This window comes from Planococcus halocryophilus, from assembly GCF_022489025.1.
GTDB classification, from domain to species: domain Bacteria; phylum Bacillota; class Bacilli; order Bacillales_A; family Planococcaceae; genus Planococcus; species Planococcus halocryophilus_A.
In genome coordinates this window covers 105,143-119,679 of record NZ_JAKVTG010000008.1, presented here as the reverse complement: position 1 = coordinate 119,679, position 14,537 = coordinate 105,143, and the positions used below count along the sequence as shown (strand labels likewise).

Annotated in this window: 17 protein-coding genes; 14 read left to right on the top strand and 3 right to left on the bottom strand. The window is 40.1% G+C overall.

Annotated features, from left to right (window positions below; translation table 11 throughout):
• Positions 1-49: 49 nt before the first annotated feature.
• The 5 genes from fabZ to MLE13_RS18065 all read left to right on the top strand — a co-directional run bounded on the left by fabZ (position 50) and on the right by MLE13_RS18065 (position 2,117).
• Positions 50-490 (top strand): 3-hydroxyacyl-ACP dehydratase FabZ, encoded by a 441-nt coding sequence (fabZ, locus tag MLE13_RS10980; RefSeq protein WP_240749756.1) that lies wholly within the window; start codon positions 50-52, stop codon positions 488-490.
• Between the two features lie 56 nt (positions 491-546).
• A complete protein-coding gene (locus tag MLE13_RS10975; RefSeq protein ID WP_240749755.1) occupies positions 547-927 on the top strand; it encodes a hypothetical protein in 381 nt (126 codons plus the stop codon).
• A gap of 144 nt (positions 928-1,071) precedes the next feature.
• Positions 1,072-1,353 carry a hypothetical protein gene (locus MLE13_RS18075; RefSeq protein WP_430905213.1) on the top strand — a complete coding sequence of 94 codons (282 nt, stop codon included), beginning with the start codon at positions 1,072-1,074 and terminating at the stop codon, positions 1,351-1,353.
• Between the two features lie 266 nt (positions 1,354-1,619).
• The gene (locus MLE13_RS18070; protein WP_430905212.1) at positions 1,620-1,838 is read left to right on the top strand and encodes a DDE-type integrase/transposase/recombinase; all 219 of its coding nucleotides are present in this window, start codon (positions 1,620-1,622) and stop codon (positions 1,836-1,838) included.
• 63 nt (positions 1,839-1,901) lie between these two features.
• A complete protein-coding gene (locus MLE13_RS18065) occupies positions 1,902-2,117 on the top strand; it encodes an IS3 family transposase (protein WP_430905211.1) in 216 nt (71 codons plus the stop codon).
• A gap of 82 nt (positions 2,118-2,199) precedes the next feature.
• Here MLE13_RS18065 and MLE13_RS10965 read toward each other — a convergent pair whose 3' ends face one another.
• Complete coding sequence (locus MLE13_RS10965) at positions 2,200-2,631, bottom strand: YwpF-like family protein (protein WP_240749754.1); 432 nt, start codon at positions 2,629-2,631, stop codon at positions 2,200-2,202.
• A gap of 295 nt (positions 2,632-2,926) precedes the next feature.
• Between MLE13_RS10965 and MLE13_RS10960 the strand changes: the two genes are divergently transcribed.
• Both MLE13_RS10960 and MLE13_RS10955 read left to right on the top strand, forming a co-directional pair.
• Positions 2,927-3,337, top strand: a complete 411-nt coding sequence (locus tag MLE13_RS10960; RefSeq protein WP_240749753.1) for a single-stranded DNA-binding protein — start codon at positions 2,927-2,929, stop codon at positions 3,335-3,337.
• A gap of 17 nt (positions 3,338-3,354) precedes the next feature.
• Positions 3,355-3,498, top strand: a complete 144-nt coding sequence (locus MLE13_RS10955) for a hypothetical protein (protein WP_169818724.1) — start codon at positions 3,355-3,357, stop codon at positions 3,496-3,498.
• Between the two features lie 63 nt (positions 3,499-3,561).
• Here the strand turns inward: MLE13_RS10955 and MLE13_RS10950 are convergent, their stop codons facing one another.
• Positions 3,562-6,285 (bottom strand): DEAD/DEAH box helicase, encoded by a 2,724-nt coding sequence (locus MLE13_RS10950; protein WP_240749752.1) that lies wholly within the window; start codon positions 6,283-6,285, stop codon positions 3,562-3,564.
• Positions 6,282-7,814 carry a hypothetical protein gene (locus MLE13_RS10945; RefSeq protein ID WP_240749751.1) on the bottom strand — a complete coding sequence of 511 codons (1,533 nt, stop codon included), beginning with the start codon at positions 7,812-7,814 and terminating at the stop codon, positions 6,282-6,284. Before MLE13_RS10945 ends, MLE13_RS10950 begins: the two co-directional genes overlap by 4 nt.
• A gap of 198 nt (positions 7,815-8,012) precedes the next feature.
• On the opposite strand from MLE13_RS10945, the gene MLE13_RS10940 reads away from it, so the two are divergent.
• The 7 genes from MLE13_RS10940 to MLE13_RS10910 all read left to right on the top strand — a co-directional run bounded on the left by MLE13_RS10940 (position 8,013) and on the right by MLE13_RS10910 (position 14,406).
• On the top strand, positions 8,013-8,384 hold the full coding sequence (locus MLE13_RS10940; protein ID WP_240749750.1) for a hypothetical protein: 372 nt from the start codon (positions 8,013-8,015) through the stop codon (positions 8,382-8,384).
• 345 nt (positions 8,385-8,729) lie between these two features.
• Entirely contained in the window at positions 8,730-9,200 is a 471-nt protein-coding gene (locus tag MLE13_RS10935) for a transcriptional regulator (RefSeq protein WP_240749749.1), read from the top strand.
• A 521-nt stretch (positions 9,201-9,721) separates the two neighbouring features.
• Positions 9,722-10,645 (top strand): S66 peptidase family protein, encoded by a 924-nt coding sequence (locus MLE13_RS10930; RefSeq protein ID WP_240749748.1) that lies wholly within the window; start codon positions 9,722-9,724, stop codon positions 10,643-10,645.
• Between the two features lie 24 nt (positions 10,646-10,669).
• Positions 10,670-11,611, top strand: a complete 942-nt coding sequence (locus MLE13_RS10925; RefSeq protein ID WP_240749747.1) for a C40 family peptidase — start codon at positions 10,670-10,672, stop codon at positions 11,609-11,611.
• A 100-nt stretch (positions 11,612-11,711) separates the two neighbouring features.
• The gene (locus tag MLE13_RS10920) at positions 11,712-11,939 is read left to right on the top strand and encodes a DUF2187 family protein (RefSeq protein ID WP_008433044.1); all 228 of its coding nucleotides are present in this window, start codon (positions 11,712-11,714) and stop codon (positions 11,937-11,939) included.
• A gap of 483 nt (positions 11,940-12,422) precedes the next feature.
• Positions 12,423-13,115, top strand: a complete 693-nt coding sequence (locus tag MLE13_RS10915; RefSeq protein ID WP_240749746.1) for a hypothetical protein — start codon at positions 12,423-12,425, stop codon at positions 13,113-13,115.
• Positions 13,108-14,406: an efflux RND transporter periplasmic adaptor subunit gene (locus tag MLE13_RS10910; protein ID WP_240749745.1), complete on the top strand. Its 1,299-nt coding sequence runs from the start codon at positions 13,108-13,110 to the stop codon at positions 14,404-14,406. Before MLE13_RS10915 ends, MLE13_RS10910 begins: the two co-directional genes overlap by 8 nt.
• Positions 14,407-14,537: the final 131 nt, after the last annotated feature.

Below are 14,537 nucleotides of genomic sequence, written 5' to 3'. Positions count from 1 at the left end.
ATGAAGTAGTTTATCGAACCCATGAATGCAGAAAAAGGAGATGGAACGTTTGTTGACAACTGAACAAATTCAAGCAATTTTACCACATCGCTACCCATTTTTAATGGTAGATCGTATTCTAGAAATCGAAGCTGGCAAAAAAGCTGTTGGTTTAAAAAATGTATCTGCGAATGAAGATTTCTTTAATGGTCATTTCCCAGGTTATCCAGTTATGCCAGGTGTGTTAATCGTCGAAGCATTGGCGCAGGTTGGTGCAGCAGCGGTTTTGCAGTTAGATGCAAATAAAGGCCGTTTAGCATTTTTTACAGGAATCGATAATTGTCGCTTTAAGAGACAAGTTGTACCAGGCGATCAATTACGCTTAGAAGTTGTTCTAACAAAACTTCGAGGATCAATGGGTAAAGGTCATGCAATTGCTACAGTAGATGGGGAGCTTGCATGTGAATGTGATATTCTTTTTGCTTTAGGTCCAGTCGCTGAAGCTAAATAATTATTTTGGGAAAGATATAGGCGCAAATTTCTCGTTTGTAAATGGAGGTTAGTCATATGTACAAATCATTATCACCAGGTGTGAAAAGCAGTATTACAAAATCCATTTCTAAAGTTTTTGAAAGATATATGGCGCAAATTGAATGGCAAGAGCAAAAATTTCAGTTAGCAGACTTTATGAATGCGTGGAAAGCATACATAGAAAATGAAGCGAAGTGGTATAAACAAGTATCCGAGGAAGTCAAAGTTGCTCCTGAATTCCACGAGAGCATAGCTGAGAAAATCAATCATACGATTGATCGGATATTAAAAGAGCCACCTTCAGAAAATCAAGTAGCACGTATTGAAAATAAACAGGAGTACTTACAAACTTCCTACGATTATGCTTGCAGAGCAGAGGCAGATTTTGTTGAATCTAAACTTAACTCGATAGAGTAATGCCAAACTAGAGGTCTATTCAATACTAAAAAACTGTTGTAGAAAGTCCCCTAAGACTTAGAGTAATCCAATAAAATGAGACAAGGAAAAACACCCCCAACGTCGTATGTAGTACTCAACGACAAACTGGAGGTGTTTTTCTGTATGGATTCAAAAAAGGGATCAACCAAACGATTCTATCCAGAGGAAATTAAACAAGAGGTTATCCGAATGAAACTCAGTGGGGATTATACGAACGCAGAAATTATGGGAATCCATCAGATTAAAAACAGAGGGCAGATTAAGACATGGATGAAATGGCATCGAGAAGGACAAACGCATCGCCTGGCTCAACCTCTTGGTAAGCAATCCAGTTACAATGCGGAGTTGAGCGAACTAGATGAATTGAAGAAAAAGGTCCTGTATTACGAGCGCAAGAGGAATTGATGGGAAAGAAGGTGGAACCGACCCTCTTCTTAGAACTTGTCGATTGTTTCAAAGATAAATATTCCATTACGATGATTTGCGACTGTATGGGTGTCCCTCGTGCCACTTATTACCGTTGTCGCCATAGAGAGGACGGGATGACCGAGTTGGAGAAAGAGATACTCGCCATCTGTGAACAACTGAAGTTCCATGTTGGGCACTGAACGGTGAAAGGAGTGTTGAAAAATAACAGCATCCAGCTGAATCGGAAGACGGTGCAGCGAATTATGCAGAAATATAATCTTCAATGCCGAGTCAAACTAAAAAGAGCGAAGAAAATGGCAGGAGAAAGCAAGCTTTACTTATCGACGATTCTAGATTTGTATAACAATGAAGTGATTGCCTACCAAATCAGCGACGCGCAAAATGCCCAGCTCGTGTTGGATACGTTGGAACTGGTCTTTCGAAAGTGTAACACAGCCGGAACCATTCTACACAGTGATTAAGGTGCCCAGTACACTTCACGTGCATTTCAACTGACGACAAAAGAAAACGGCATTATCACCAGCATGTCCCGCAAAGGAAACTGCTTTGATAATGCCGTCATTGAATCCTTCCACTCCTCGCTAAAGTCGGAAGAATTCTACACCCTGAAAAGGGTGCACCTAACCAATGCCATTGTACAACAAAAAGTTGAAGATTACATGTATTATTACAACTACATACGACCGTTCCAAAAATTAAACTGCCATTATCCGATTAAATATCGGACAATGGCAGCCTAGGTATTTTTTCTTGTGTCTCATATTAACGGGTCAGTTCAACTTTCTGCCACAGCTTTTTTATTTATGGAATTTCTAGGTTGTATTAAACTTCGTCTTTACGAAGCCCTGGACGAGTACGCATATCGGTTTCAAAACGTTCAAGCAACTCTTGCCCTTCAAGTCCATCCTCTAAAAGTTCTGAAAGAAGCGTTTCTGCGTATTTTCGACGAGCTCGTTTTAATGTGCCTTTCATTAATACCGAGACATGGTCGCCCATGATTTTAACATCTTTAACAACGACCTCAAAAGGTGCAGGTTCGTTTTTAGGATAAGAAATGACAACTTGGACTGCTATTGTTTCGTTGCTTTCTTTTAAGCGATCAAAAGTTTCTTGGTGTGGTATATCGATGAGCATCTCAAGAACCCATGAACGCTCCTTATTTTCCTGATTTATGATGATGCCATCATGTACCGGATAGTCAGTCACTTGATCTTCTTTTTCAATACCTAATGACAGCATTTTAAATGTTTTCATGCGGCGATGCCTCCCATACTAGCTTTGTTTCAGTATAACATAGCATATAAGAGATTTAGTCGACGAATCAGAACAGCCAATTTAAAATAACAGTTTTTTACCAAATATGATTTTTACATTAGGCTAAGATTTTGTGGAAACTGAATAAAATCAAGAAAAGAAATCTGGAGAAATCTTTTGGAAAGCTTCAAAAATGAAATATGAAAGCAGAAAATCGATGAAAAATTATTTTTCCGATTTTGCAAAGAATTCAATCTTCTTAGTATGCTCTACATAAGCAAAAGGAGGTGAGAAAATGAATCAAGTCGGAATTGTAGGTCGCTTAACAAAAGATCCATCGATGCGTGTTATGAATGAAGGTCGTATACATACTTCCTTCATCGTAGCAGTTTCTAGAAATTATAAAAATCAGAAAGGAGAAACAGAAACAGATTTCGTTCTTTGCTCCACTTGGGGTAGGCCCGCTCACAATGTCTCAAAATACTGTGTAAAAGGATCTTTAGTAGCAGTTACTGGTCGATTGCAATCACGTTCCTATGATAAAGAGGATGGAACACGTATTTACGTAACAGAAGTGCTAGGTGACCAAATCCGGTTCCTCGATAAACGAAAAACGCAAGAAGAAACCACATCTCAGCAAGAAACGCCACAAAACGATGCAGACTTCGATTTCCAACCGCCAGAAACTGAACAAGTAAACGTATAGAAAGGAGGCACTTAGCCATGCCGAAAGATGTGCAGCTGCAACTGGAAGTGCATATGGAGCAATTGATTAAACTAACCGCCTTGCTGCATCAACGATTGGCAGAAGCGGAGCGGGAACTAAGTGAATTGAAAACGATCTTCTGCACTGTTCAAAAAGGGTAAGGTTTCATGTCTAAAAGGGGAAATCCGGCCAGGTGGGGACCTGGCCGGATTATTTAACGCTAATTAAAGTGAATAAGTAAACAGTTCTTTCAAATCATTATCCGAAAGATCGGTCATCCATTGACTGGATTGTATAAACTCTTCGGACATGGATTGCTTTTGAACCAATAGAGAATCGATTTTTTCTTCAATTGTTCCGATTGTCACAAATTTATGGACATGAACGAATTGAGTTTGACCAATGCGGTAAGCTCTGTCAGTTGCTTGGTTTTCCACCGCTGGATTCCACCATCTGTCGGCATGTAAAACATGCGTTGCGGCCGTTAAGTTTAGACCAGTGCCGCCTGCTTTCAACGACAAGATGAAAATAGGGAATTTCCCAGCTTGGAACTGAGCTACTAATGTATCACGCTGTTGTTTTGGCATGCTACCGGTTAAGAATGGCACTTCATGACCATACAACTCGTTAATCGCTTGTTGCAGTATATGCCCCATACCGATGTACTGTGTGAATATCAAACATTGTTCCCCGCGTTCTGCAATTTCCCCGGCTAAGGTCACAATGCGCTCTAGTTTTTGAGAACGAGGAAGAATTTCAGCAGCGTTCGTATAAGGCTCTTTTAAATAAAGAGACGGATGGTTACATAGCTGCTTTAATTTGCTTAACATTTTCAATACAAGTCCTTTTTTCTCGAAACCTGTGAGCGTCTCCATTTTCTGCACCGTGTCCTGAACCAAGCCTTCATATAGAGCGGCTTGTTCGGGTGTCAGTGGACAATATTCCAGCTGTTCCTGTTTTTCAGGCAAGTTTAATTGCAAGTCCGGATCTTTCTTCGTCCGGCGCAGCAGGAATGGCTGAATACGCTGACGCAACTTTTCTTTATGTTCTTCAGAATTATCGCGTTCGATTGGAATCATAAAGTTTTCTTGAAATTGCTTGATGCGGTAAAGGTAGCCTTTATTGATAAAGTCAAAGATTGACCATAACTCAGACAAGCGATTTTCAATCGGAGTGCCTGTTAAAGCAATATGGTGATCTCCTTTGAATTTCCGGATAGTACGCGATTGTTTTGTGTACATATTCTTGATGTTTTGTGCTTCATCGAGTGTAATGCTCGACCAATGCAAACTTTGCATTTCCTCTCCGTCAGAAGAAGCGATACCGTAAGTCGATAATACGACATCGGGTTTTTCTTTAGCTAAAAAGGCATTAAATTCTTCGCCTTTTGGACGGACACTGCCGTAATGCGTGACTACTTTTAAATCAGGAGCAAAGCGCTCTAACTCTTTTTGCCAGTTACCGAGTACAGAGGTAGGGCAAACAATTAGCGATGGATGATCAGGTTTTTTTCCATGAACATGAAGCAAGTACGTAATGAGCTGAACCGTTTTTCCAAGACCCATATCATCTGCTAAACACAGTCCAAAGCCTTCTTGACGCATAAATACCAAATAATCAAAGCCGATTTTTTGGTAAGGACGTAGCTCCGTTAATAAGTTTTGTGGCAACGTTGTTTCCGGTAAATCCCGCTTATCAAGAAGTTTGTCGAGTAGCGTTTTCAGCGATCTATTTAAATGGAATTCAACGAGTGGATCATCTTCTTCAGTTGTTTCCTCAAGCATGATTTCCGGTACGTTTTGGAACAACATATCCTTAATGGTCCAATCGGCATCTTCTGCTTCTTCAATCATTTTCCGCAATTGCATCAGCAAGTTTGAATCCACACGCACCCATTCATTACCGATGCGGATAAATTCTTTGTTCTCCGAAACTAAGCGCTGAAAATCTTGCATGCTAAGATCGTGACCATTTAACGAAAACTGCCAGTCAAAATTGATGATTTGGTCAAGGCCGACAACAGACGCTTTTTTAATGGTCGAGTTCACATTCGCTTTGACGCGAATTTTTGATTCTTGAACAGCTTTTAACCAAGAAGGAATAGACACTTCAACTCCAAAAGCTTGCAAGATTTCTGCGTCATTGCGCAAAAACTCAAGAATTTCTGCATCTGTCCATTCAACATGGTAAAAACGGTCTTCATCAAAACTCTCAATAGAAGGACATAAACTTAGTAGTAAAGCTTGACGATTTTTAATATCTGGCGCAAACGAACGCCACTTTTCGGGTAGCGCTTTAGGTATAGGTTCATTTGCACGACGTTTAGAAGGAGACCAATAAACACTGCCTCGTTTTGAACGCATAACCACTTTAAAAGACCAATATTCATCTTCATCGGGTTCGCTCAATTGCACCGCAACCACATAATCATCTGCATCCAGTAAACCTTGCCAGCCGGCTTGTTGAACAAATCCTTGAATATAAGGCAGTTGAGCTACACTTAAGCCTTTTTGACGCAATTGATGATGAATTGTATCAGCAAGAAACGTACGTATTTCTTTATCTCCATACTTGTCACTAATCACAATATCATCTGCTTCAACCGATACATGGTCCCATAAATCAGGGTCACTTAACGAGTCGGCGACTTTTTCGGCGAGCTTTAGCCAACTCTCATCTTCTGCTCGTTGTCCAGCGAACGTCACATAATGATGAGGTTCATTTTGAAATAAACGAACAAAATCAGCGGGCGTTAAGACCAAATCCAACCCATCAGTTTGTGCCGTCAAGCCGTAAAAGCTATCTTTGTCCAGAAAATACAAATACGGCTTCCAGATTTCCGGTGGAATCCGATTGCCGGCTTCATTGGCTGCCTGGATGCGGAAAAGTTCTCCACGATTGATGGTTAAATAGTAGAGACGGCTTCCTTCAGTTTGGAATTGATTCATATAAGATTTCCTTTCTCGATCTCTTCCTGGAGTGCACGTAAGCGTTTGTTTTGTGTGCGAATTTCAGTGATGTACGCAGTCCAAAACTCCATTTGACCGCTTTTTTTGCAAGCTGCTTTCATCTTTTTCCAAATCCGGACCGCTTGTTTATAGCTTGGGCGGTTGCGTTCCTCGAGATGAGAAAGCGCATATCGGTGGAAAAGGGGAAGCACATAGTCCGGCGCTGCGTTTTGTACTTCTTTCAAACCGCATTCTTCTGCAAAATACAATGGAGAATTGTGAAGGTGATGCAGTTCTGCCCATTGTTTGTACATTTGTTTTTCAATCAAATAAGCGGAATACGCAGGCAAGCCATAATGGCCAAATTGCTTGAACAAATCTTCCCAATCCAGTTCGCTCAATTCGATTTGTGAAAACAAGCGGCTAAGCGTTCGAACGTATTGATGACGGTATTGTGTATAAAGACCTTCAAACAAGAAAGTTTTCACATGTGGCTTGATCGCTAACAAAACATTTGTCAATGCTTGCGGGTGATTTTCGTCTTCAGCAAGAACTGCAAGTGCGATCCAGTCATGTGTTTCGTTTGGAGATATTTTTTTAACATCAAGATTATTTTTCAAAAGAATATTAAAAAAGGCTTTTAATCGCTCATCTGGATTTTTTAAAGCAACAAGCTCATCTTCACGGATTCGACTTGTCGTATACAAATTGGTCCAAAATAGCTGGTAAAGGGAAAAACGTTGTGAAAACGAAGAATCTTTCACTTCGATGAATTCCCGCACCAAAACTTTCAAATGTTCAAAAAAAGCATCTGCTTCGAATGTTCGGTGCTGCACACGCAATTGTCCAAGCAAATCACGTAATTCGTGCAACTCATCATCAAACCATGTTTTAAAAAACGAATGATGAACTTCTTGAGTTCCTGAGATGAACGTCGACCATACTTCAGTTAACGAGATAAAGTGAGCATAAGTACGGTAAAGGACTTTCCACTCACGCTCTAACGGTACGTAAGACAAAGCATTTTTTAAACGTCCTTCATACATTTGTTCATAATAAAAATAATTACGTGTCGTATAATCAGGAATGGCATCTCGCCAAATGCTGCGAATCAGCTTTGTCCATTGCTCAGGAGAACGTTTTTCAGACAATAAGGCCATCTGTTTGCTTTCAGGCTCACGCCATGTAGCCACCCATTCAGAAAGCGAACCGATTTTTTGGTAAAGCGCAAAAATGACTGCCAACCGGTGGCGACATATTGGTTCTTGCGGGCAAGCGCAAATTGCCGTGAGTTTATCGAAGTTAAGGATTACCTTAACAGAGTGTGCATCTTTTACAATTGCTTCAAGTAATAGGCGCTCTTCGTTGAACGACTGAATTTGCACTCCATCGTGCCGCACTAAAAAGACTGCTTTTCGAACCATTTCTTCATCCAACGCACGGGTCGGTAGAAGTGATTTGTCGATAGCAGCCATATAATTGTGTATTGTATCTTCGAATCTTTTCGCCAGGGATTGAACCGTAGCCATATGCATCGCCCCAAAATAAAACTTTCCCTCTATTATACGTCTTTCAGACTGCTCCGTAAATGATGAAGAATAGTTAGCTGGTAAACAAGCTGCAAAATCATACATTTATTTTTTTCGAAATATTGTTTTATGTAAGGTAAATGGTATTATTAAAGTTACAAAGGCCTAATTATATTGTTTCGGATAGGAGAATGATCGTTGTTCAATTCGTTTATTTTAGAAATCCCTGACTTGCGTTCTGTTTTGCATCCAAAGGACGTTGTGGCTTGGGAAGTAGTCTATGCGAGAGCTGAGTTGGTATTTGGTAAGATCAGTTGGCAAATTTCTTCAGATGGTGATTGTTACAGCATTCAAGACCCACGCCTTTTTCCAGATTATTTAGAGCAGGTGCAAGTCGATTTCAAAATGAATCGAATTGTTTTTTATAAACGGGAGATGTCGGATGAAGAGTTCCACAATCTGGTGACATATATTATGGAGAAAGTGTCCATTTATATCAAACCGAACGAAATGCATTTTATGGTTACGCCTCCGCGTCACCGTCATCAACGAATACGCACCCGAAAATAATGTAACCGTTCTCTAAAGCTTGTTAGCTAGCCGTACAAGGTAGCTGATAGGCTTTATTTATTATAAGGGTTTTGGAGTCAGATCTGGATCAGTACTAAGTTGTTATATTATATTTTTTGATGTAATAATATTAGTACACCTGATTCTTAAGAGGGGATAAAAGATGCGGTGTATAGCGTTTTTATTATAAAATAGATATTTTTTTGATAAAAAATGTGACAGAATGGTTTCTGAAACGTCTATTATATAAGATAATTCTTATGCCTTTCTATTTTCGGATAGAGGTTTTTATGCTATAATTAAGGTAGTCGGAATATTAAAAAAATAAAAAGAGGGGTGATTATAATGTTGCATGTAAAACTTATGAAGCCGTTCTATACGAAGAAAGAAGGGCATCTGGTTAAATTTGTGTTCGCTTATCAGTATTTCTCAATTATGAAAGATGACGAGCTGTTCCACTTTATTCCGGTGGAAGGTAAAGAAATTATCGTCAATCTCAATACGTTTCAAGTAGAGAACCTTTCTGAAGTATTCGTCTTCCAAAAAGGCAATCGCTTTATCCGCTTGCCTCTGTACCAATTGTTGCTCGTGTCTGATATACACAAACATCTCCAAGCAATACTGCAGGAAGAAAGAGAAGAAGTAATTGAGGTAAATGATCAAACAAGAAAAGAAGCGACAGATGCCATTCATTTTCTAGAACAGGCAAACTACAGTCGGATGATTGATGAAGCTTTAAGTTCAGGAGACCGGGCGATGTTTGATACATTATTGATCCAACAGCGAGAATCAGAACAATTACATGGAGGTTTGTAAAGTGAATATAGCAGCCTATGGATAAAAACGTCTTTCCAGATCAACTGGGAGAGGCGTTTTTAAATGCGAAAAAATCCATATTAAAAGCCCTTTTCCAATAGATTCAGAAAAGAGCTTTTAAGTATCTGCGTTATTCATAGGTCACCCCTTACATCAAAGTATAAAAGTTGATAAACAGCATAACTGCTGTAGAGCCAGCGATTCCGATTGCAAGATCTCCCCAACCTAGTTCTAGTACTTTATCAAAATTCATCATCTTCATCCGCTCCTTTTACAAAAGTTTTTTTTTGGAAGATCTTACTGTAAGTTAAGCTGTTTGCTAACTTGTTTTTAGTATAAATGAATGATTTATAATAAACATCGTACAAAATAACTAAAAATTCTAAAAAATATAATAAAAAGACTTTATTCCTTCTGATTGAATAATTGTTGGTAGCGGTTCGATTGAACTCTTACAGTGGTATTGGTACATTGAGTCATAGTAATGAAAAAAGACGAAAATCAGTGAAGGAGTAGATATTGTGAGAACTTTACCAAAACGATTAAAAAAAGGGGATACGGTAGGAATTATTTCACCTTCGAGTCCACCAAATCAAGAAAACTTAAAAAAAGCATTGCCGTTTTTAGAAGAGCTTGGCTTAAACGTAAAACTTGGCAAGTCCGTTTACGAAGTTAACGGTTATTTGGCTGGAACAGATGAAGAACGCTTAGCCGATTTGCACGCAATGTTTGAAGATCCAGAAGTGTCCGGTATTTTTTGTGCAGGTGGTGGGTATGGCGCTGCACGGTATGCAGATCAAATTGATTACGCCATGATTAAAGAAAACCCGAAAGTATTTTGGGGCTACTCGGATATCACCTTTTTACATACAGCAATTGGCGAATATGCAAACTTAGTGACGTTCCATGGCTCGATGCTCGCGTCAGATGTGGGCAAACCGGAATTTCACGAACGTAGCAGACGCATGTTTGGCCAATTATTTGGACCATTTGAATTGCATTACACAGAAGAAGTGTCACCACTTGAAACAATGGTAGGTGGAGTGGCACAGGGTGAGTTAGTGGGAGGAAATCTGTCGTTGATTCGCAGTGCAATCGGTACTAAGTTTGATTTGGATGTAAAAGGGAAAATTTTATTGATTGAAGATGTGGATGAAGAACCGGCTGAAGTGGATGAAATTCTCAACCATTTGCGCATGGCACGAAAATTTGATGAAGCGGCAGGTATTATTATTGGCGATTTCAAAAATGCCGAGCCGAAAAAACGCAAGCCATCGTTGACGTTAGAACAAGTATTAGACAATTGCTTTAGCGATTTAAAAATTCCAGTTGTGAAAGGCTTTAAAATCGGGCATTGCGAACCGCATTTTTCTATACCGTTGGGTGCTCTTGCCAAACTAGATGCAGATGCTAAAACTTTAACAATTCTTCCAGGCGTCCAATAACACAACCGAAACGGAGTGAACAATTTGTTGCAAACAGAATCCACGGCATGGGTATGCAGTGTTCCCGTTGCAACAGTTTGGACAGCGCCAGAAAAAGCGCGTCCCATCGATGCAGAAGGAATTGCGGAACATCCCAATATGAACAATTGGCTGAAAAGCATGAGCCAAGAAGACAATCAAGATTTAGTCACTAGTAATCGAATCCAAACGCAACTTCTATACGGGGAACCTGTGTTGATCGAGGAAGTAATAAACGACTGGGCGAAAATCATTGCGTTATGGCAACCGTGTCAAAAAGATGAGCGAGGCTATCCCGGGTGGGTACCTGCTAGTCAATTAAAAGAAGTCGAAAACTTAACAGAACTTGGTTATGCTCGCGTCAAACATAATAAAGCACAGCTTTGGACAGAAGATTTCAAACCGCTAAAAGTCGTGTCGTTTAATACGATGCTGCCAGTCAAAGAGATTGGCGATTTTATTCGGCTTCAAACGCCACATGGGGATGCGTTAGTGATGACAGAAGCAGTGGAAATCGTTAGCGCTTATAACCAAAGTCCAAAAGGAAGTGGGCTAAACATTGCTGATCTTGGAGCGGAGTTTTTGGATTTGCCTTATTTATGGGCTGGTATGTCGAGCTACGGCTTTGATTGTTCGGGACTTACGTATAATTTAATGAAAGCAAACGGTGTAATCATTTCACGCGATGCGGTGGATCAAGTGTTAGAAGGAACCGAGGTTGATCCAAATAACGTTGAATCTTGGCATATTGGAGATTTATTGTTTTTTGCTCACGAAGAAGGTAAAGGGAAAATTCATCATGTTGGGGTGTATTATGGCAACGGGCTAATGCTTCATTCGCCAAAACCCGGGAAGTCAGTTGAAATCATCGAACTCGCAGGAACAAAGCATGAAGTGGAGTTATGTGCCATTCGTCGATTTACGGAAATCGAAGACCAGGAAGACTAGAATAAAGGCAACGAAAAGCAGGGTTTCTTTAAAGGTGAAATGGAAGGCAATTTGTGCTATAATAGGCAGATAGCGTTTTAAAAAGAGAGGCGTGGTATTGATGGCTTTCCAACCCCATGAAAAAGAAGTATCAGAATTCGTAGCAGCACGCTACATAGGCGAATGGATTTCTTTCACTCGTAACGGCGTCGATGTTAACGGCACCATCTTTAAAATTATGGACAACTCAGTGATTGTTGAAATCTCACCAGAAGACGCAAAAGAAATTGGTGCGGCATCCAACATGACCGTAATTTCACATAAGAAATACCGCATTATCGAGGCATAATTCGATAAAGAAAAGACTGCTCCTTGTGAGCAGTCTTTTTTGTTTGGATTTTTTGTAGAGTTGTTGCTATGTGATATGAAATAGAGATCTCATGTGAACTTGGGTGAAATCTGAGAGGATTCAGGTAAGGATGCGAAAAGTTCATGTAAGCGTGAAAAAAGTTCAGGTAAGGAGCTCAAAAGTTCGGGTAAGAGGAAAAAAAGTTGCTGTAAGAGCATGGATTCATATAAAGAAGTGAAAAGTTCATGTAAGAGCTAGCAAAGTTCAGGTACCAGCATGAAAAGTTCGTGTAAAAGTCAAAAAAATTCAACTAAAACAAAAATACATCATTTCCATGACGACTGTTTAACCAAGCTGCTATGCCTTTTGGCTCAAACGGTTTAAATATTGAAGAATGTGTCAGCTAATGCGTTCCAAAGATGACACTTTTTTGGTAAAGTATAGTGAAGCAGAACGTCAATTGCCTTGAAAGGAACTATACGCATGATATCAGACTTCAAATTCTGGCACTTTTTTCCGAGACAAGGACAACTTATACATAATATAAAAACGACAGAAATGCGCGATGTCAACAAGCGCATTGCCTGGATCTTTGCGATGGGCCTTATCGTATTCGCAATGAGTGAAATCTGGGGGATGAATACTGATTCATTGACGCCGATTTTAGCTGCTGGAATGTGGGATGCTTATACATTAGCCCGCTGGACTTCTCTTGCAGGTACGCTTCTTTGGGCAGGTTTTTATTTGGCTTTTCATCTATACGGAGCCGCTTTTTTGTTCAACAAAATTGTGAAAGTAGCTTGGCGCGCGGCACTCATTATGCAACTATATGTGGTTGCGTTGCTGATTATTGAAAAAGGATTAATTTTCTTATTGTTCGCGTTGACCGGCTTTACGATGTCTGTATCGATATTTTCGTTTGGACCGATTGCTGCCACATTTTTGGATCATCACTTTTTGATTTATTTCTTTAATCAACTGACGGTATTCACGTCATTAATTATTGCCGTACAATACCGATTTATCCGCAGCTTTACAACAATTAACCCGAAACTGATTTTATTTGGCTTGATCATGCTCCACATATTGGCGGCGTTAATTGTCGCATCGTTTAGTTTGATTCCGACGGATGATATGCTGAGCGGTTTTATGGATGGGGGGAGTCTTTTTGAATAGATTTTATTTTGTTGGGTTGTCTGTTGCGGTGGTGGCTTTTTTAACGGCTAATGGCCTTTTAATGTTCGGCGAGAAAAGCATTTTGCCGAAAAGTGTTTATGTCAGCAATTATGAGCAAGCGTACACGGGTACATACACCATCGATTTGTTTAAAGAGGCATTGACGGCACCGCAAGAAACTGTAGAAATTTATGTGCAGGACCATGAAGCGCTTCAGCAATGGACGGTTCAAGAAGGTGACAGTGTAACCGCTGGATCAGAACTGGCTGTATTAAATGAAGCGGAAACGGCGGATCAGCGAGCGGTATGGGAAACGCAGAAAATTGCGTTGGAAGGTCAGCGAAACGAAGTGAGAAGTTCGCTGACTTCGCTTCAACAAGCTAGAGCCGCACAAGATGAAGTGGTGTCACGAGATGCCTCGAATAATTCGCAAATTACGAATGAAGATGACGAAATCATTAATTTTGATGTTAATGTTTCAGTAGGGGTTGCAGTGCCGCAAGATGGCTCATATGCTGCAGGCATCGCTCAAGCTGAACAAGAACTTGCATCCATCGAATCGCAATTAGCGGTTTTAGAAGCGCAATTAGCGCAAAGTCTTTCAAATCCGTCAGTCATCAGTCCAGTAGATGGTGTGGTATCTAAAATCAACCGAGAAACAGAACCATTAAGTATTGAAATTTATTCGAATGAAAAAATATTCCTCAGCTATGTACTTGAAGATGAATGGCCATTAGTTCAAGTCGCAGATCCGGTCAACATTCAAGGAGAAGGCATTGAAGGAATTGCCAAAGGAACAGTTCAAAGTGTGTCAGAAATGCCTGCTGAAGAATCAAGATGGCTTGAAGCTTATCATCAATTAGATCCAAAAGAACAAAACAATCCGTTAGCGTATTATGAAATAAGAATTGCAGTAAATTTGCCGATAGAAAACAAATTGCCTTTCGGAAGCAACGTCAACACGGCAATTACGTTAGAAACAGCTGAAAATGCGGTTGCCCTTCCAACGCCATGGTTGTTCGATTATGACGGGAAAGTTGGAAAAACACATACCTTGAATATTAATGGCCGACCAAAAACGGTACCTGTCACTGCTGAGTTCGAAAAAGGAGCAAAAGCAGTATTGTCAGAAGGTCCAGAAGCTGGGACCATTGTGATGCATGAAGAGAAACTTGAAAATTTTGTTGCGCCTCCGAAAGTCTTTATGCCTTTCCCGAGTCGTCAGCCTGATTTTGAAGTTGCCAAAAACACGTATTGGCGTGCGTATGTTGAATATTTACTGGCACGTTAATGGATCCACTAAACCCGAAGGCTGCTGCTTTCGGGTTTTTAGCTGATTTAAAAGCGAGTCAACGGAGTTAATCAAGAGCAGGCAATAGTGTACGATAGATGAAGTTAAAGAAAAATGGACGGGAGTGTACG

Excerpts from the sequence above, each read along its gene's own strand:
- MLE13_RS10975 (WP_240749755.1), top strand. The coding sequence starts at position 547 with ATGTACAAATCATTATCACCAGGTGTGAAAAGCAGTATTACAAAATCC.
- MLE13_RS10960 (WP_240749753.1), top strand. The coding sequence starts at position 2,927 with ATGAATCAAGTCGGAATTGTAGGTCGCTTAACAAAAGATCCATCGATG.
- MLE13_RS10945 (WP_240749751.1), bottom strand. The coding sequence starts at position 7,814 with ATGGCTACGGTTCAATCCCTGGCGAAAAGATTCGAAGATACAATACAC.
- MLE13_RS18070 (WP_430905212.1), top strand. The coding sequence starts at position 1,620 with ATGCAGAAATATAATCTTCAATGCCGAGTCAAACTAAAAAGAGCGAAG.
- MLE13_RS10915 (WP_240749746.1), top strand. The coding sequence starts at position 12,423 with ATGATATCAGACTTCAAATTCTGGCACTTTTTTCCGAGACAAGGACAA.
- MLE13_RS10965 (WP_240749754.1), bottom strand. The coding sequence starts at position 2,631 with ATGAAAACATTTAAAATGCTGTCATTAGGTATTGAAAAAGAAGATCAA.
- MLE13_RS10935 (WP_240749749.1), top strand. The coding sequence starts at position 8,730 with ATGTTGCATGTAAAACTTATGAAGCCGTTCTATACGAAGAAAGAAGGG.
- MLE13_RS10920 (WP_008433044.1), top strand. The coding sequence starts at position 11,712 with ATGGCTTTCCAACCCCATGAAAAAGAAGTATCAGAATTCGTAGCAGCA.
- MLE13_RS10955 (WP_169818724.1), top strand. The coding sequence starts at position 3,355 with ATGCCGAAAGATGTGCAGCTGCAACTGGAAGTGCATATGGAGCAATTG.
- MLE13_RS18065 (WP_430905211.1), top strand. The coding sequence starts at position 1,902 with ATGTCCCGCAAAGGAAACTGCTTTGATAATGCCGTCATTGAATCCTTC.
- MLE13_RS18075 (WP_430905213.1), top strand. The coding sequence starts at position 1,072 with ATGGATTCAAAAAAGGGATCAACCAAACGATTCTATCCAGAGGAAATT.
- MLE13_RS10950 (WP_240749752.1), bottom strand. The coding sequence starts at position 6,285 with ATGAATCAATTCCAAACTGAAGGAAGCCGTCTCTACTATTTAACCATC.